General features: G+C 60.0%; 15 protein-coding genes and 1 pseudogene. 12 read left to right on the top strand and 4 right to left on the bottom strand.

Features of this window, described 5'->3' with window-relative positions:
* Positions 1-44: 44 nt before the first annotated feature.
* The 7 genes from IRZ56_RS15685 to IRZ56_RS15715 all read left to right on the top strand — a co-directional run bounded on the left by IRZ56_RS15685 (position 45) and on the right by IRZ56_RS15715 (position 6,987).
* A complete protein-coding gene (locus IRZ56_RS15685) occupies positions 45-1,424 on the top strand; it encodes an undecaprenyl-phosphate glucose phosphotransferase (RefSeq protein ID WP_230381222.1) in 1,380 nt (459 codons plus the stop codon).
* 24 nt (positions 1,425-1,448) lie between these two features.
* On the top strand, positions 1,449-2,696 hold the full coding sequence (locus IRZ56_RS15690; protein ID WP_196145764.1) for an O-antigen ligase family protein: 1,248 nt from the start codon (positions 1,449-1,451) through the stop codon (positions 2,694-2,696).
* Positions 2,697-2,751: 55 nt separating this feature from the next.
* Positions 2,752-3,297 carry a dTDP-4-dehydrorhamnose 3,5-epimerase gene (gene rfbC / locus IRZ56_RS15695; RefSeq protein ID WP_196145765.1) on the top strand — a complete coding sequence of 182 codons (546 nt, stop codon included), beginning with the start codon at positions 2,752-2,754 and terminating at the stop codon, positions 3,295-3,297.
* A 304-nt stretch (positions 3,298-3,601) separates the two neighbouring features.
* Positions 3,602-4,672, top strand: a complete 1,071-nt coding sequence (rfbB, locus tag IRZ56_RS15700; protein WP_196145766.1) for a dTDP-glucose 4,6-dehydratase — start codon at positions 3,602-3,604, stop codon at positions 4,670-4,672.
* Entirely contained in the window at positions 4,669-5,565 is an 897-nt protein-coding gene (gene rfbD, locus IRZ56_RS15705; RefSeq protein ID WP_196145767.1) for a dTDP-4-dehydrorhamnose reductase, read from the top strand. Before rfbB ends, rfbD begins: the two co-directional genes overlap by 4 nt.
* Positions 5,566-5,570: 5 nt before the next feature.
* Positions 5,571-6,452 (top strand): glucose-1-phosphate thymidylyltransferase RfbA, encoded by an 882-nt coding sequence (gene rfbA, locus IRZ56_RS15710; protein ID WP_196145768.1) that lies wholly within the window; start codon positions 5,571-5,573, stop codon positions 6,450-6,452.
* A 187-nt stretch (positions 6,453-6,639) separates the two neighbouring features.
* Positions 6,640-6,987, top strand: a complete 348-nt coding sequence (locus IRZ56_RS15715) for a ComEA family DNA-binding protein (protein ID WP_196145769.1) — start codon at positions 6,640-6,642, stop codon at positions 6,985-6,987.
* Positions 6,988-7,033: 46 nt separating this feature from the next.
* Here the strand turns inward: IRZ56_RS15715 and IRZ56_RS15720 are convergent, their stop codons facing one another.
* Complete coding sequence (locus IRZ56_RS15720) at positions 7,034-7,201, bottom strand: DUF2897 family protein (RefSeq protein ID WP_084854939.1); 168 nt, start codon at positions 7,199-7,201, stop codon at positions 7,034-7,036.
* A 182-nt stretch (positions 7,202-7,383) separates the two neighbouring features.
* On the opposite strand from IRZ56_RS15720, the gene pyrF reads away from it, so the two are divergent.
* Entirely contained in the window at positions 7,384-8,085 is a 702-nt protein-coding gene (pyrF, locus tag IRZ56_RS15725; protein ID WP_196145770.1) for an orotidine-5'-phosphate decarboxylase, read from the top strand.
* Positions 8,086-8,586: 501 nt separating this feature from the next.
* On the opposite strand, the gene IRZ56_RS15730 is transcribed toward pyrF, so the two are convergent.
* Positions 8,587-9,588 carry an NADP-dependent oxidoreductase gene (locus IRZ56_RS15730; protein ID WP_196145771.1) on the bottom strand — a complete coding sequence of 334 codons (1,002 nt, stop codon included), beginning with the start codon at positions 9,586-9,588 and terminating at the stop codon, positions 8,587-8,589.
* A gap of 270 nt (positions 9,589-9,858) precedes the next feature.
* Between IRZ56_RS15730 and IRZ56_RS15735 the strand changes: the two genes are divergently transcribed.
* A complete protein-coding gene (locus tag IRZ56_RS15735; RefSeq protein WP_196145772.1) occupies positions 9,859-10,620 on the top strand; it encodes an SDR family oxidoreductase in 762 nt (253 codons plus the stop codon).
* 3 nt (positions 10,621-10,623) lie between these two features.
* On the opposite strand, the gene IRZ56_RS15740 is transcribed toward IRZ56_RS15735, so the two are convergent.
* On the bottom strand, positions 10,624-11,469 hold the full coding sequence (locus tag IRZ56_RS15740; protein WP_196145773.1) for a lipopolysaccharide kinase InaA family protein: 846 nt from the start codon (positions 11,467-11,469) through the stop codon (positions 10,624-10,626).
* A gap of 94 nt (positions 11,470-11,563) precedes the next feature.
* A complete protein-coding gene (locus IRZ56_RS15745) occupies positions 11,564-12,817 on the bottom strand; it encodes an MFS transporter (protein WP_196145774.1) in 1,254 nt (417 codons plus the stop codon).
* Between the two features lie 212 nt (positions 12,818-13,029).
* Between IRZ56_RS15745 and IRZ56_RS15750 the strand changes: the two genes are divergently transcribed.
* The 3 genes and pseudogenes from IRZ56_RS15750 (at position 13,030) to IRZ56_RS23525 (ending at position 16,578) form a co-directional block, all read left to right on the top strand.
* Positions 13,030-14,427 (top strand): PLP-dependent aminotransferase family protein, encoded by a 1,398-nt coding sequence (locus IRZ56_RS15750; RefSeq protein ID WP_196145775.1) that lies wholly within the window; start codon positions 13,030-13,032, stop codon positions 14,425-14,427.
* A 1,065-nt stretch (positions 14,428-15,492) separates the two neighbouring features.
* Positions 15,493-15,717 (top strand): annotated as a pseudogene (locus IRZ56_RS23520) (HAMP domain-containing protein); the annotation flags it as partial.
* Positions 15,715-16,578: a methyl-accepting chemotaxis protein gene (locus tag IRZ56_RS23525; RefSeq protein WP_419182934.1), complete on the top strand. Its 864-nt coding sequence runs from the start codon at positions 15,715-15,717 to the stop codon at positions 16,576-16,578. The pseudogene IRZ56_RS23520 and the gene IRZ56_RS23525, both read left to right, overlap by 3 nt.
* Positions 16,579-16,588 lie beyond the last annotated feature (10 nt).

Raw genomic sequence — 16,588 nt, forward strand, 5'->3', positions numbered from 1 at the left:
TAAAACAATGTCTTAATATTAAAAAGATTTAGGCCTAACATATAATGCAAGTCAAGCGTATGTATCGACCAACTTTCGCAGAGCGTTACCCGGTAGCTGTTGTTATCGCTTTATTAGATATGCTAATAGTTATTGGTGCGGCATTTTTTGCGTATGAGTACCGATTTCAGCATGTGAACATGCCTGGTAAATATAACACAGCCACTATGTTGGCCGCTATTTTTGTGGTCCTATTTCTTGCCCTTGGTGGGGTTTATGGGTCGCAACGTGGAAGGTCGTTGTGGCGCCAGCTTGGTATACTAATTGTTTGCTGGGGTATGGCCGCAGGGTGCTTGCTTTCATTAGCATTTTTTTTGAAGGTTTCAGAAGACTATTCACGTATCTGGTTTAGTTTAATGTTTTTCTCGGGGGGCATATTGTGTTTGCTCTTTCGGCTTTCCGTTTTTTTCATTCTGCGTCGTCTGCGAGGCAAGGGGCGAAATCTCAAATCAGTTTTATTAATAGGTTCGGGAGGGGCCTCAGCAGGTCAGCTTAATGCTGGGCAGTCTCTAGATGAAGAGGGATTTAGGATCGCTGCAAATCTCCCGTTTGCCAATAGTGATCATTGGTTGGATTCACTGGTCGAAAAGGTAGACGAGTTAGGTATTCATGAGGTTTGGTTATGTCTTTCTCTAGCAGACGGGGGGAGGATTCCAGATGTTCTTTATGCATTGCGGCACCACACGGTCGCCGTTAGATTTATTCCTGAGTGGGGGGATATCCGACTTTTAAATCACAAGGTTAGCTATATTGCAGGCCTGTACTCTCTAGATTTGAGTTGTACTCCCATTGATGGCTTTGCGCAGCTGGTTAAGCGTCTTGAGGATTTGGTGATAGGCAGTATTATTAGTCTTGCAATACTACCTGTTTGTATTTTTATTGCTGCGGCTGTAAGGCTTACCTCTCCCGGGCCTGTGTTGTTTAAACAGTATCGAACGGGAATAAATGGTAAGGTATTTAAGGTTTATAAGTTTCGCTCTATGGTCGTGCATAGTGAAGGCGGGGTGACTCAAGCTAGGCGTAACGATGCCCGAGTAACAAAGGTGGGGGCTTTCTTGCGTCGTACGAGCCTTGACGAACTCCCGCAGTTCTTTAACGTTCTACAAGGGCGTATGTCTATTGTTGGCCCCCGTCCTCATGCCCTTGCCCATAACGAGCATTATAAAGATCTTGTTGAGTCATATATGCAACGACACAAGGTAAAACCAGGGATCACGGGTTGGGCACAAGTCAGCGGGTTTCGCGGTGAGACCGACACGTTGGACAAAATGCAGAAACGGGTTGAGTATGATCTCTGGTATATTGATAATTGGTCTCTGTGGTTGGATTTAAAAATTATTTTCCTAACTGTTTTTAAAGGTTTCGTTAATAAGAACGCGTTTTAGATGCTTGCTTTGGCGAGGGGTGATATGGTTTTCAAGAAGCATGTATGGCAAACGGTTCTTGCTGGTTTTTTAGCGGTAGGGCTCTTTGTTTTGGTGTCTGGGAAGGTTTGGATTCCTTCTGGGAGCGCCAGAAATACCCAGGTATATATTTGGCTGCTTCTTCCTGCGTTGGTCTGGGTATCCTATAAAATCTTTAGGCGCTCTTGTGTTAGTGTGTCTTTTTTTTATCTTCCGTGGGCCCTATTTTTAATCTGGGTTGGAATTAGCTCGCTATGGGCGACCAGTGCGGATGTCGAGGGACTTTCGCTAATTAAGCGAGGGGTATACATAGCTCTCTATTTGGTTGCGTTATATTTATTGTGGTCGCGTGATGAAAATTTGTTGCGCAAAGCATTGTTTTTTTCCATTTTCGTCGTGGCTCTGGGCGCTTTGGTAAGTATAGTTTATCAATATGGTTTTTTGGGTAAAACGTTGGCTTATAGGGGGTTCAGAATTGATAGGCTCGGATTTGGTGATTATGCTAACTATGGGTGGCCGGTTGCCGCTGGTATTTTTCACGGGGCTATCGCTGTTTGGGCGTTAGGGGCTTCGATTGAGAAAGAAGCCTCCTTGAAGAGGTTTTTTTTCTGGCTTCTTGTTTTTGGTGTGCTTAGTATTTATTTGCTTTTGACATATGCTCGGGGAGCTTGGGTTGCTCTGGCAATCGCTACCACGATTAGCGTTGCTCTTCACAATAGCCGACGTGGTTGGGTTGTTTTGTTTCTAGCCGTTCTATGCTCCACTGCGTTGGTTTTTTTATACTGGGATACTCTCGTTTTTGAGGTTGCCGAAAGAGGTCTTACTGGGCGTGAAAATATTTGGAACTACTATTTGGATGTAATGCCGGGGTATTGGCTAATAGGGCATGGTCTTGGAACTCCGTTTCATTACGCCTGGGCCAATGGCTGGGCTGTTTCACCTCACGCTCATAGTTTATATTTGCAACAAATTTTTGATAGTGGCTTAATATCGCTGCTCTTTCTCTTTCTTGGTGTTTTTACTCTTTTTTGGAAGGCATGGCAGTTTCGTGATAATTTCTGGATAAAGCTTGCTGCGCCCGCACTTGTTTTTGCGCTGATAGCCATGCTTACAGATGTTGAGCGGATTTATACTCGTCCTGGAGACTATTGGTCGGTATTTTGGCTTCCGGTTGGTATAATTTTGGCGGTTGTTTCGAGCTCGCACCCTGTTGCAAGTCGTTCGCGCAGTAAGAAAGGCGATCAAACATTGTGATTGGTTATGGGGCTTGCGGGCTATATTAAGTTTGGGAAATTTTTAAGGTTATTTTATGAAATCAACACCTTTAACGATTCCTGATGTGATTCTGTTTGAGCCTAGGATATTCGGCGATGCGAGAGGCTTTTTCTTCGAAAGCTTCAACCAACGCGTCTTCGAAGACGCTGTAGGTAAAACAGTAAGGTTTGTACAAGACAACCACTCCCGTTCCGCCAAAGGCGTGCTACGTGGTCTGCATTACCAGATCCAGAACGCTCAGGGGAAGCTCGTCCGTGTAGTGGAGGGTGAAGTCTTCGATGTTGCTGTCGATATGCGCCGATCCTCCCCAACCTTCGGACATTGGGTGGGCGCCCATCTGTCTGCGGAAAACAAGCATCAACTTTGGGTGCCAGAAGGTTTTGCACACGGTTTCATCGTACTCTCCGAAACTGCTGAGTTCCTCTATAAGACCACGGACTACTACGCCCCTGATTACGAACGTTGCCTGGCTTGGAATGATCCACAAGTTGCCATTCACTGGCCACTGGTCGAGGAGCCTTTGCTATCCGACAAGGACAAGCTTGGGAAGTCTTTGGCAGAAGCGGATGCATTCGATTGAATTAGTTGTTCTGCGGACTGCTCAGCCGTCATCCAGCAATAGAGGCCAGACCTTCAGGTCTGTGCTTGAGCAAGGACGGTTTGTACGTCCTGGATTCAACATTCCCGTGCTGTTCAAGGTACAATTCTGCCTGTGAGGCGCTCAGCTCCCGAGCTATACCCTCCGCCGAATCATGACCAGACGTACGCACGTTGAGACCCTTCGGGGTCTATAAGAAGACGGCCGTCAGCAGGACGTTAAGCCCAGTGGTTGGGCGCAAGGAAGTCCCGTCATCCCTCTCGCGAAACAACTGAAGATCTGAAAAATGACTATCTTGGTAACCGGCGGAGCCGGCTTCATCGGCGCAAATTTCGTACTGGACTGGGTGGCTCAATCGGATGAGCCGGTGGTCAACCTAGACAAGCTCACCTACGCAGGCAACCTGCAGAACCTTGCGAGCCTGGAGGGTAACCCCCAGCACCAGTTCGTGCAGGGTGACATCGGCGACTTCGAGTTGGTGCAGCGTCTGTTGGCTGAGCACAAGCCACGAGCGGTGATCAATTTCGCTGCCGAATCCCATGTAGACCGCTCGATCCACGGCCCCGAGGATTTCATCCAGACCAATATCGTCGGCACCTTCCGCCTGCTCGAAGCGGTACGTGGCCACTGGAAGGGCCTCGACGGCGATGCCCAGCAGGCGTTCCGTTTCCTGCACGTTTCCACTGACGAGGTCTACGGTTCCCTGGCTGCCGACGAGCCAGCCTTCACTGAAAAGCACCAGTACGAGCCCAACAGCCCGTACTCGGCGAGCAAGGCTGCGAGCGACCATTTGGTTCGCGCCTATCACCACACCTACGGCCTGCCGGTGCTGACCACCAATTGCTCCAACAACTATGGCCCGTACCATTTCCCCGAGAAGCTCATTCCTCTGATGATCGTCAACGCCCTGGGCGGCAAAGCGCTGCCGGTGTATGGCGACGGCCAGCAGATCCGTGACTGGCTGTACGTCAAAGACCACTGCAGCGCCATCCGCCGTGTGCTGGAAGCGGGCAAGGTGGGGGAGGTGTACAACGTCGGTGGCTGGAACGAGAAGCCGAACCTGGAGATCGTCAATCGCGTTTGCGCCTTGCTCGATGAGTTGCGCCCTCGTGCAGACGGCAAGGCCTACAGCGAGCAGATCAGCTTCGTGACCGATCGCCCGGGGCATGACCGTCGTTACGCCATCGATGCTCGTAAACTCGAGCGTGACCTGGGCTGGAAGCCGGCGGAAACCTTCGAGACCGGTATTCGCAAGACCGTGCAGTGGTACTTGGACAACTGGCAGTGGGTCGAGAACGTGCAGTCCGGCAACTACCGTGACTGGGTCGAGAAGAACTACAGCGGGCGCAACGCATGAAGATCCTGCTGCTAGGCAAAGATGGCCAGGTTGGCTGGGAGCTGCAGCGTAGCCTGGCGCCGCTGGGCGAGGTGCTGGCACTCAATTCCCGCAGTGAAGGCTATTGTGGTGACCTGGCCGATCTGCCAGGCCTTGCCCGCACCGTACAGGACTGGGCGCCTGACGTGATCGTCAATGCCGCCGCCTACACGGCGGTAGACAAGGCCGAGTCCGAGCGTGAGCAAGCCTTCCGGGTCAATGCCGAGGCCGTTGGCGTGCTGGCAGAGGCGGCGGCGGCCTCCGGGGCGTTGCTGGTGCACTATTCCACCGACTATGTGTTCCCTGGGCAGGGCGTGACGCCTTGGCGGGAGACGGACGATGTAGGGCCGCTCAACGTGTACGGCCAGAGCAAGCTGGCGGGCGAGCAGGCGATACAAGCCTCAGGCTGCAAGCATCTGGTCTTCCGTACTTGCTGGGTGTACGCCGCGCGCGGCAATAACTTCGCTCGGACCATGCTGCGATTGGCTTCGGAGCGCGACACTCTGGGCGTCATCGATGACCAGTTCGGCGCGCCTACAGGGGCTGAACTGATCGCTGACGTAACTGCGCACGCAATTGTCGCGACCCGTCGTGATGCTGCGTTATCTGGGCTCTATCATCTGGCTGCAGCAGGGGAGACCACCTGGTGTGGCTACGCCCGTTTTGTGCTGGAGCAGGCGGCAGCTGCCGGTGTGGCGCTGAAGGTGTCTGCCGAAGCGGTCAATGCATTGACGACCGACGCCTACCCAACACCGGCCAAGCGTCCTGCCAACTCGCGTCTCGATACACATAAACTTGAGAAAGCTTTCGGCCTGCGGCTTCCTGAATGGCAACAGGGTGTGGCACGGATGCTGACGGAAATACAAGGGAAATAACGGCAATGAAACGTAAAGGCATCATTTTGGCGGGTGGCTCGGGTACTCGCCTGCACCCTGCGACTCTGGCGATTTCCAAGCAGTTGCTGCCTGTCTATGACAAGCCGATGATCTATTACCCGCTGACCACACTGATGTTGGCGGGAATTCGGGACATCCTGATCATTTCCACTCCACAGGACACCCCACGCTTCGAGCAGTTGCTGGGGGACGGTGGGCAGTGGGGCCTGAATATTTCGTATGCGGTACAGCCGTCTCCTGATGGCTTGGCGCAGGCGTTCATCATTGGCGAAAATTTCATCGGCAACGATCCGTCGGCACTGGTGCTGGGCGACAACATCTACTACGGCCATGACTTCCAGCATTTGTTGGCCAATGCCGGCAAGCGCAGCAGTGGCGCCAGCGTGTTCGCCTATCACGTGCATGACCCGGAGCGTTATGGTGTGGTCGAATTCGACGCGGCTGGCAAGGCGATCAGCCTCGAAGAAAAGCCTGCCCAGCCGAAATCCAGCTATGCCGTGACGGGGCTGTATTTCTACGATCAGGACGTGGTCGAGATCGCCAAAGGCATCAAGCCGTCCCCTCGTGGTGAGCTGGAAATCACCGATGTGAACCGCATCTATCTGGAGCGTAACAGTCTGTCCGTGGAAATCATGGGGCGCGGCTACGCCTGGTTGGATACCGGTACCCATGATTCGCTGCTGGAGGCGAGCCAATACATCGCCACCATCGAGCGGCGCCAAGGCTTGAAGGTGGCCTGCCCTGAAGAAGTCGCATTCCGCCAGGGCTGGATCGGTGCCGAGCAGCTCGAAGCCCTGGCTGCGCCGTTGGCCAAGAATGGCTATGGCCAGTACTTGAAGCGTTTGCTGCAAGAAAAGATCTACTGATTCAAAGCGCTTCGCTCCCACTTCCTGTAGGACCATTCCCCAGGAAGTGGGACACACGCCGTAACGTCTAAATCTCGTTACTATTCCCCCTCACGCACCGCTATCCCACCGCCTCCTGAACGGCTAAGTTGTGTCCGGCAGCCAGGAAATGCTGCCTCGTCATTCAACCTCACAGGAGTGCCACCCAATGCGCAACACCATCCTTTCCTACCTGCTGCTCCCGCTGTTCACCGGCCTGTCCTTCTCGCTCAGCGCCGCGCCCAACCCCACCACCGCGCCTGTCACCGAGCTCGCCGCCACCCAGGTGGCCACTTCGGTGGTGGACGCCAAACCTGCCAAGCTCGACCTGAACACAGCCGACGCCCTGACTCTGCAAAAGGAGCTCAACGGCATCGGCAGGGCCAAGGCAGAGGCGATCGTGGCCTACCGCGAGGCCCATGGGCCGTTCACGTCGGTAGACGAGCTGCTGGAAATCAAGGGCATCGGCAATGCGCTGCTCGAGCGCAACCGAGACAAGCTGGTGGTCGCGGAGTAACCGATAGGGGTGATGGCCGGTCCGTAGGGTCGGCCATCAAGGAGTATCAGCGGTCTTTCGCCTCTTTGGCGTCCATTTCGGCATTGCGTTCATGGATCTTCTTCAACTGCTCTTCGGTCAGGGGCAGTTTCTTGGCTGTGTCGCGCAGCAGCAACAGGCCACCCACGATCGAGCCAAGGGCTATGATCAATATCAACCAGGCATACCAGGGCATGATGTTCTCCTTGCAGACCGTGGAGGGCAGCGCTCCTTCAGTTTCGAGCCTGCCGCGTATCCGTTGGTTCAATTATAGGAGCGGCCGGGTGCCGGGCCAATTCTCGTGAGCCGTGGCCCCCAAAGGTGGCGCCACTTCGTTTACAATGCGCGCCGTTTTCGACTTGCCAAGAGACCCTGCCCATGTCCGCCTGCCAGACGCCCCTGATCGTCGCCCTGGATTTCCCTACCCGTGAGGCCGCCCTGAAGCTGGCTGACCAGCTCGATCCAGCCCTGTGCCGGGTGAAGGTCGGCAAGGAGCTGTTCACCAGCAGCGCCTCGGGGATCGTCGAGACCCTGTGCCAGAAGGGCTTCGAGGTGTTCCTCGACCTCAAGTTCCACGACATTCCCAACACCACGGCGATGGCGGTCAAGGCAGCGGCCGAGATGGGGGTGTGGATGGTGAACGTGCACTGCTCCGGTGGCCTGCGCATGATGGCGACCTGCCGTGAAGAGCTGGCCAAGCGTAGCGGGCCGCAGCCGTTGTTGATCGGCGTGACCGTGCTGACCAGCATGGAGCGTGAGGACCTGGCCGGTATCGGTTTGGATGTCGACCCACAGGAGCAGGTGCTGCGCTTGGCGGCCCTGGCCGAGAAGGCGGGGATGGATGGCTTGGTGTGTTCGGCGCTGGAGGCTCCGGCGTTGAAGGCGGCGCATCCGTCGCTGCAGTTGGTGACCCCGGGCATTCGCCCGGCGGGCAGTGCGCAGGATGACCAACGGCGAATCCTGACGCCGCGTCAGGCGCTGGATGCGGGGTCGGATTATTTGGTGATCGGGCGGCCGATCAGCCAGGCGGCGGACCCGGCGCAGGCGTTGGCCGCGGTGGTGGCTGAGATTCGCGGTTGATTTGAGGTTGGGGCCGCTTTGCGGCCCAATCGCCGGCAAGCCGGCTCCCACAGGGGTTCAGTGTTGGCCGCTTGACCCGCGATTAGGCCGGGCTCGATATCACCGTCGCCTGGCAAGGGCTTCGCCCTTGATCGCGGGACAAGCCCGCTCCCACAGGGGGACCAGTGCTAGCCGCTTGTTCTCTTCGCGACAGCGCAGTCTATGGTGTTGGGAAATCTCCCCAGGTAGGGGCCTGCCATAAAACCTGCGGCAGACTGGTCCCTGTGGTGGTGGCTGAGATTCGCGGTTGATTTGAGGTTGGGGCCGCTTTGCGGCCCAATCGCCGGCAAGCCGGCTCCCACAGGGGATCAGTGCTGGCCGCTTGTTCTGTGCGCGACAGCGCAGTCTATGGTGTTGGGAAATCTCCCCAGGTAGGGTGCCTGCCATAGAAGCTGCGGCCGACTGGGTCCGTGTGGGAGCGGGCTTGTCCCGCGATTAGGCCGGCATTGACGGGCACATACCTCAAACCTTGAGCACAAGCTTCCCGAAATTCTCCCCGCTGAACAGCTTGAGCAGCGTCTCCGGGAAGGTCTCCAACCCGTCTACCACATCTTCCTTGCTCTTCACTTCGCCACTGGCCAGCCAGCCGGCGATCTCCTGGGCGGCCTTGCCATATTCCTTGGCGTAGTCCAGCACCACGAAGCCTTCCATCCGCGCGCGGTTGACCAACAGCGACAGGTAGTTGGCCGGGCCTTTGACGGCTTCCTTGTTGTTGTACTGGCTGATAGCACCGCAGATGACCACGCGGGCCTTGAAGTTCAGGCGGCTGAGCACGGCGTCGAGGATGTCGCCGCCGACGTTGTCGAAATACACGTCCACACCGTTGGGGCATTCGCGCTTGAGGCCGGCCAGTACGTCCTCGGCCTTGTAGTCGATGACGCCGTCGAAGCCGAGTTCGTCCTTGAGGTAGCGGCATTTTTCTTCGCCACCGGCGATGCCGACCACGCGGCAGCCCTTGAGCTTGGCGATCTGCCCGGCAATGCTACCGACCGCACCGGCGGCGCCGGAGATGACCACGGTGTCGCCGGCCTTGGGCTGGCCGACGTCGAGCAGGGCGAAGTAGGCGGTCATGCCGGTCATGCCCAGGGCCGAGAGGTAGCGGGGCAGGGGTGCCAGGCGTGGGTCGATCTTGTACAGGCCCTGGGGTTCGCCGGTGAAATAGTCCTGCACGCCGAGCGGGCCGTTGACGTGGTCGCCAGGCTGGAAGTCGGGGTGCCTGGAGGCGATCACTTCGCCGACGCCCAGGGCGCGCATCACCTGGCCCAGAGCCACGGGCGGGATGTAGGACTTGCCTTCGTTCATCCAGCCGCGCATGGCGGGGTCCAAGGAAAGGTAGAGGTTCTTGACCAGCACCTGGCCTTCGGCGGGCTCAGCGGCGGGCACCTGTTCGTAGGTGAAGTCATCGCGGCGTACGGCGCCGACGGGGCGGCGGGTCAGCAGGAAGCGGCGGTTGGTGTGGGACATGAGAGGTTCCCTTCGGCTCGGGTTGGCAGTGCGGGCCCAATCGCGGGGCAAGCCCCAGGGATGATGCTGAGCCCTGTGGGAGCGGGCTTGTCCCGCGATGGGGGCTACACGATTCTTCAGTTCAACCCACTTGATAGCCCCAGGCGCTCTTCGGATCAAGCACCACAGCCTCTGTAAATACACCCCGATCCACCCGGCTGATCCTGCTGCCCAGCCGCTACACGATCTGTCTAGACTCCCTGCACAACAATCAGCATGCAGGAGCCAGCAATGAGCATGACCTTTTCCGGCCAGGTTGCCCTGGTCACCGGCGGCGGGGCGGGTATAGGCCGGGCGACGGCATTGGCGTTCGCTGGCGAAGGTTTGAAGGTGGTGGTGGCCGACCGCGATGGGCCAGCTGGCGAGGCGACGGTGGCGCTGATTCGCGAGGCAGGCGGGCAAGCGCTGTTCCTGGCCTGCGACGTTACCCGTGAGAGCGAGGTGCGCGCGCTGCATGAGCAGGTCATCGAAGCCTATGGTCGCCTGGACTATGCCTTCAACAACGCCGGCATCGAGATCGAGAAGGGCCGCCTGGCCGAGGGCAGCGAGGCGGAGTTCGACGCGATCATGGGCGTGAACGTCAAGGGCGTGTGGCTGTGCATGAAATACCAGCTGCCCCTGATGCTTGCCGCGGGCGGTGGGGCCATCGTCAATACGGCCTCGGTGGCAGGGCTGGGGGCTGCACCGAAGATGAGCATCTACAGCGCCTCCAAGCATGCGGTGATCGGCCTGACCAAGTCCGCGGCGATCGAATACGCCAAGAAGGGCATCCGGGTGAATGCGGTGTGCCCGGCGGTGATCGACACCGACATGTTCCGCCGTGCCTACGAGGCGGACCCACGCAAAGCAGAGTTCGCCGCGGCGATGCACCCGGTGGGGCGCATCGGCAAGGTGGAGGAGATTGCCAGTGCGGTGTTGTATTTGTGCAGCGATGGGGCGGCGTTCACCACGGGGCATAGCCTGGCGGTGGATGGTGGGGCTATGGCGATCTAAGAATCAGTACTGGGCGTTGACGGTGCCTGTGAGAAAGATATCGCGACGCTCCAATCGTCCGATGTCCTGGTGCTTGGCAATCTGGTACACCCGCTCGAATGCCTCCCGGTCGATATGGGGAAAATATTGTGAGAGGGCTTGTTCCACCTGGGTGTCGTAATCGGCTTCGGTGATGTAGCGATAGACTTCGCGGAAATAGAAGAATCCGAACTGGAAGCCCAGCGTTTCACCAAGAAAGTCTGTCGGAACGTGGAAGCTATTTTCCAGATCGATGGCTTGGGGCTGGGCGTCAGGTCGGGTGGGCAACATGATATTGGCAGCCCATAGGTCCATATGAGTAATGCCCAGGCGATGGAGAGCGTGCAGCAATTCGAAAGCGGCCTGGATTATGTTGTCGATCGCCTCTGGGCTCTGGCGCAGTAAGGCCAGCCCATCATGATATTCATCCAAGTGTTGGGTAATCAGGAACAGGTCCTGCACCAGCCCGAGCTTGGAGCGGCTATAGCCATACCCTACCAAAGGTGGTACACGAGCGCCGCGTCGCGAAGCCTCCTGCGTGTTGATCAGTTCTTCGAGCGGCCAATCGAACATGCCATTGCGTTTTGGGCGACCTCTTTGCACGCGCCATTTCTTCTTCAGTGAGTCGAGCTTTTCACGCTTGGTGAAGAATGCTCGCTCCGGGCAATCGAGAGGCGTGCTGATGCGTTTGCTGCGGCTGGCCTGGTCGATCAACCGCTCGAGAGCATGTCGGGTATGGGGACGCAGAGGGGCTTTGAAATGCAGAGTGGTGCGTTGGTGCTTCACGACATGCGGAAAGTCATTGGACCATTCTGGGGTAGTGCGGACCACGCTACATCCTTGTAAGTATCAAAATGCCATTACTCTTTGTAATATTACAGTTATTTCACCTTTGTGGTGCAAATTTTAATTTACATGCGCCCGTCTATAACCTTCGTGGGCGTCGTTCGACGTTGTGGGAGCGCGCTTGTCCCGCGATTGGGCCTGGCCTGCTTTCGCGGTGGTTTGGCAAGGGCTTCGCCCTTGATCGCGGGGCAAGCCCGCTCCCACTCGACATCATCAACGCCACTCCAACCGCCACGCATCCCACCACCAACGCAGCGCCAAACACCACCAGCGCCATACGCGAACCGAGCCGGTCACTGAGCACTCCGGTAACGATCACCGGCAAACTGAACCCGAGGTAGGCCAGCAGGAAGAACCCGGCACTGGCACGGGTTTTCTCGGCGCCAGCCAGGTGGTTCACCGCCGCCAGCCCACCCAGGTAGATGAACCCGTAGCACGCGCTGCTGGCCGCCACCGCGCCGGCCAGCACGGCCACCAAGTGCCCGCTGTCGGCGCCCCACGCCAGAAGGGCATAGCTGCACGGCAGGATCACGAGCCCCAGCAGAGTGGCGCGGGCGCTGGGCAGGCGGCGGGCCATGGGCTGGAACAGCAAGCCGCAGCTGATCACGCAGAAGGTGGAGAACCCTGACCAAGCGCTCAGGCCGTGTTGTCGCAGGATGCCGGGCAGCAAGGCGATCACCAGCCCGACACAGGCCCACGCCAGCAGGATGGCCAGGCCATAGGCCAGGCTGCCGGCGGGGTAGAAAGGCAGGCGCAGCATGGCGCTGCGTTGCGCAGGGCGTGGGTCGGGCAGGCGCCAGACGAGCGCCAGGGCGAGGGCGGCGAGGGCCAGCTGCAGATGGAAGCTGCCGGGCGTCAGGGTCGGGCCGCTTAACAGGAACAGGCTGGTCAGTGCAGCGCCAAGGCCGAAGCCCAGGGAGGTGCTGGCGGTGACCCAGTTGGCGGCGCGGCTGGTATCGCCGCCGGCCATGAGTTCTCCCATGTAAGCGGTGGCGGTCGCCGAGGCCAGGCCGGTGCCAAGCCCAAGGAACAGGCGAGCGATGCCCAGGGTCTGCAGGCCGGGTGCCAACAGCATCAGCACGGTGGCGACCATCGACAGGGCCAGGGCGGCGAGGATCAGCGGGCGCCGGCCGATGCGGTCGGCCAGGCCGCCGAGGGCTAGCAACACCGGCAGCACGCCTAGCACGTAGCCGGAGAAGGCCACGGCGGTGGCGGCCGCGCCTTGGCCGGAGAGGTCGGCATAGGCGATGTACAAAGGGGCCTGGAGATTGACCGCCAGGGTGATCAGGCAGAGGGCGAAGGCCAGGCGGGCCGGGGCTGAGCGGGTGGGCATCTTGGCATCCTTGGTTGTCTGTATGGGCGCAATCGCCGGCCGGCCCCCACAAAGCAACGTATAACTCTTTGATTTTGCGGGCCCTTATGAGAGCCGGCTTGCCGGCGATTGGGCCGTTGAACACAACAGTGCCCCCAGCCCCTGCCATCCACAAGGCACACTCCCACCCCATTTATGCTTAACTGTTCGCACAAAATCAGCGAACACTTGCCATGCCCATCCACCTGGACCGCCAATCCACCACCCCCCTGGTGCAACAGCTCACCGACCAGCTCCAAGCCTGGATCGAACGCCAACGCCTGCGCCCCGGCGCCCGCCTGCCTTCCATTCGCACCCAGGCGCGCACATTGGCGGTCAGCGCATCCTGCGTGATCGAGGCCTACGACCGCCTGGTCACCAGTGGCTGGCTGGAGGCGCGCCACGGCACCGGTTTTTTCGTTGCCGAGCGCAAACCCGGGCTCGAGGTCGAAGATGCCCAACCCTGGGGCGAGGCCGGCGACGGCAGCTGGCGCCAATTCCGCGAAGGGCATGGTGAACTGCTCAAGCTCGGCTGCGGCTGGCTGCCGGGCGCCTGGCGCGCCCACACCGAGCTGGCCCAGGCCATCCGCCAGGTCAGCCGCGGCAGCGTAGAAGACCTGTTCGACTATTGCCCACCCCTGGGCTTGGCCAGCCTGCGCCAGCAGTTGCACAAGCGCCTGGCACGCCTGGACATCCCGGCTGGCCCGGAGCGCATCCTCACCACCCAGGGCGCCAGCCATGCCCTCGACCTGCTGGTGCGCACCCTGTTGCGCCCGGGCGATGCGGTGCTGGTGGAAAGCCCCGGCTACTACAACCTGTTCAACCTGCTGCGTCAGCACCAGGTGCGCATGCTGCCGGTGCCGCGCACGGCCAGCGGCCCGGACCTGGCGGCCCTCGAGCGCCTGCTGGCCGAGCATCGCCCGCGTTGCCTGTTCATCAACAGCCTGTACCACAACCCGACCGGCACCAGCCTGACCCCCAAGGTCGCCTATCGCCTGCTGGAACTGGCGCGGGAACATGACCTGCGGATCATCGAGGACGACCTCTACGCCGACTTCCAGGACGGCCCGGCCACCCGCCTGGCGACCCTCGACAGCGAGCAGCGGGTGATCTACATGGCCAGCTTCTCCAAGACCTTGAGCAGTTCCCTGCGGGTCGGCTACCTGGTGGCCGATGCCGCGCTGGTTGCCCGCCTGGCCGAATTGAAGATGGTCACCGGTATCGGCACCTCGCGCTTCGCCGAGCAGGTGGTGGGGCAGATGCTCGCCAATGGCAGCTACCGCAAGAGCGTGCAGCGCCTGCGGGTACGCCTGGGGCAGCACATGGCCAAGGTGCTGGGGCAACTGGAGGCGTTCGGCTGGGAGGTGTTCTGCGAGCCCTACGGCGGCATGTTCGTCTGGGCCCGGTCGCCGGGGCGAGGCTTCGCCAGCCTGGAGCGCATCGCCTTGGAACACGCGGTGCTGTTGACCCCGGGCAGCGCCTTCGACCCTGAGGGCGCGCCCAGCGATTGGCTGCGCATCAACGTCGCCTACGGGCAGGACCCGCGCGCCCAGGCGTTCTTTCGGTACGCAGGGCGACCTTCAGCAAGCTGAAAGCGACACGGTCATAGCTATTTGACACCATTGTGGTGGCCGGGTCTTGTGGGTGAGGGGTGGGTGTTGCCACTCTTGGCTGAATAAAAAGGGCTGCTTTGCAGCCATCGCGGCACAAGGCCGCTCCTACAGGAGGGCGCGATCCCTGTAGGCGCGGGCTTGCCCCGCGATGGGCCGCACAGCGGCCCTCGAACTCAGGGGGAAAAGGCAATGAGGGCAACCCAACACGGTGTTCTGGCCAACCTGGGCATGGCCCGCAAGCTCGGCCTGGGCTTTGCGCTGGTCCTGCTGCTGACGCTGGCGGTCGCCGCCATCGGTCTCTTCGCCCTCCACGGCGTCGGCCAGCGCTTCGACAGCCTGCGCCAGATGAGCCAGTTCAACACCGACCTGCTCAAGCTGCGCCAGCACGAGCAATCCTTCGCCCTGCGTTCGGACATCAAGGAAGCCGAAGCCCTGCGCAACGACCTGCAGAGCCTGGTCGAACGCGCCGGCAGCCTGCCTGCCCTGGCCGCAGCCCAAGCCGACCTCACCGCCTATGGCCAGGCCTTCGATGTCTTCGTCGAAGCGGTGCAGGCCAAGGAGCTGGCCCTGGACATGGCCAGCTGGTCGGTGTCCAGCGTGGCCAACAACCTCGATGTGCTGCAGATGGGCCTGGCCGACGACGGCACCTACACCCTCAAGCAGTCCCAGGGCCAGCAGGGCAGCGAATTCCTCGAACAGGCCGGCCAGGTGGCCCAGGTGTCGCGGCTGATGCTGCAGGCCATGGACGAGGCGCGGGTGCGCCTGGAGCAGGGGCGCAAAGGCGAGGAGGCGGTCAACGAGGGGCGTATCGCCCAGACCGTCGAGGCCGGGGCGTTGGTCGAACAGCTCAAGGGCTCGGTGGCCGATACCGGCTACCAGAGCGTGCTCGGCGAAGTGGCCGGGCATATCGCCAGCTTCTCTGAAAAGCTCAACGAGTACACCGACCTGCTGGCCAAGGAGCAGGGCATCAAGGCACAGCTTCAGGCACGCGCCGAGCAGGTCACCGCGCGGGTCGACCAAGCCTACGCTGCCCAGGAGCAGGCCATGCAGGGCGAGCTGGCCCGCAAGGCCGTCGCCATCGGCTTGGCCACCGCCCTGGCATTGCTGGTGGGTGTGCTGGCCGCCTGGCTGATCACCCGCGCCGTGGTCGGCCCGCTCAAGCGCGTGATCGCCCGCGCCCAGCGCATCGCCGCAGGCGACCTGGCCCTCGACACCGAAACCACCCGGCGTGACGAAGTTGGCCAGCTGACCTTGGCCATGCAGCAGATGGCGGCGGGGCTTTCCGGTATCGTCAGCGGCCTGCAGCAGGGCATCGAGCAGCTGGCCGGCAATGCCCAGGCGTTGTCGGCGGTGACCGAGCAGACCAACCGTGAGGTCGGCAGCCAGAAGGAAGAAACCGAGCAGGTGGCCACGGCCATGCAGCAGATGACCGCCACCGTGCACGATGTGGCGCGCAATGCCGAAGAAGCGGCCCAGGCTGCGCAGAGCGCCGATGAGAAGGTCGAGTCTGGCCAGCAGGTGGTGCGCCAGAGCATGCAGCGCATCGAGCAATTGGCGGCGGCGGCGGAGACGGCCAGCGCTGGCATCGACAGCCTCAGCGACGAAATTCACACCATTGGCGATGTGCTCGAAGTGATCAAGAGCGTCGCCGAGCAGACCAACCTGCTGGCGCTCAACGCCGCCATCGAAGCTGCTCGGGCGGGCGAGCAGGGCCGTGGTTTCGCGGTGGTGGCCGATGAAGTAAGGGCCTTGGCCCGGCGTACCCGGCAGTCCACCGAAGAAATCGAGCGCCTGGTCGCCAGCCTGCGCGGCAATGCCGCCCAGTCGGTGGCGCAGATTCGCGGCAGCACCGAGCTGGTGCGCTTGGCCGTGGCCGATGCCCTGCACACCGAAAGTGCCCTGGGCAGCATCGCCGCGGCGGTTTCGTTGATCCAGCAGATGAATCAACAAATCGCTGCGGCGGCCGAGCAGCAAAGTTCGGTAGCCGAGGAAATCAGCCGCAGCGTCACGCAGATCCGCGGCAGTGCCGACCAGGCGGCGTTGGCCATGCAGGACAATGCCCGGTCCAGTGTGGAGCTGGCGCAGTTAGGCGATGAGCTGAAAGGGATGGTGGGGCACTTCCGGCTGTAATTGCCGCACC

The sequence above is a fragment of the Pseudomonas guariconensis genome, from assembly GCF_015680235.1.
Lineage (GTDB): Bacteria > Pseudomonadota > Gammaproteobacteria > Pseudomonadales > Pseudomonadaceae > Aquipseudomonas > Aquipseudomonas guariconensis_A.

Coding starts and splice junctions, on each gene's coding strand:
- IRZ56_RS15685 (WP_230381222.1), top strand. CDS start 45: ATGCAAGTCAAGCGTATGTATCGACCAACTTTCGCAGAGCGTTACCCG.
- IRZ56_RS15690 (WP_196145764.1), top strand. CDS start 1,449: ATGGTTTTCAAGAAGCATGTATGGCAAACGGTTCTTGCTGGTTTTTTA.
- rfbC (WP_196145765.1), top strand. CDS start 2,752: ATGAAATCAACACCTTTAACGATTCCTGATGTGATTCTGTTTGAGCCT.
- rfbB (WP_196145766.1), top strand. CDS start 3,602: ATGACTATCTTGGTAACCGGCGGAGCCGGCTTCATCGGCGCAAATTTC.
- rfbD (WP_196145767.1), top strand. CDS start 4,669: ATGAAGATCCTGCTGCTAGGCAAAGATGGCCAGGTTGGCTGGGAGCTG.
- rfbA (WP_196145768.1), top strand. CDS start 5,571: ATGAAACGTAAAGGCATCATTTTGGCGGGTGGCTCGGGTACTCGCCTG.
- IRZ56_RS15715 (WP_196145769.1), top strand. CDS start 6,640: ATGCGCAACACCATCCTTTCCTACCTGCTGCTCCCGCTGTTCACCGGC.
- IRZ56_RS15720 (WP_084854939.1), bottom strand. CDS start 7,201: ATGCCCTGGTATGCCTGGTTGATATTGATCATAGCCCTTGGCTCGATC.
- pyrF (WP_196145770.1), top strand. CDS start 7,384: ATGTCCGCCTGCCAGACGCCCCTGATCGTCGCCCTGGATTTCCCTACC.
- IRZ56_RS15730 (WP_196145771.1), bottom strand. CDS start 9,588: ATGTCCCACACCAACCGCCGCTTCCTGCTGACCCGCCGCCCCGTCGGC.
- IRZ56_RS15735 (WP_196145772.1), top strand. CDS start 9,859: ATGAGCATGACCTTTTCCGGCCAGGTTGCCCTGGTCACCGGCGGCGGG.
- IRZ56_RS15745 (WP_196145774.1), bottom strand. CDS start 12,817: ATGCCCACCCGCTCAGCCCCGGCCCGCCTGGCCTTCGCCCTCTGCCTG.
- IRZ56_RS15750 (WP_196145775.1), top strand. CDS start 13,030: ATGCCCATCCACCTGGACCGCCAATCCACCACCCCCCTGGTGCAACAG.
- IRZ56_RS23525 (WP_419182934.1), top strand. CDS start 15,715: ATGGCGGCGGGGCTTTCCGGTATCGTCAGCGGCCTGCAGCAGGGCATC.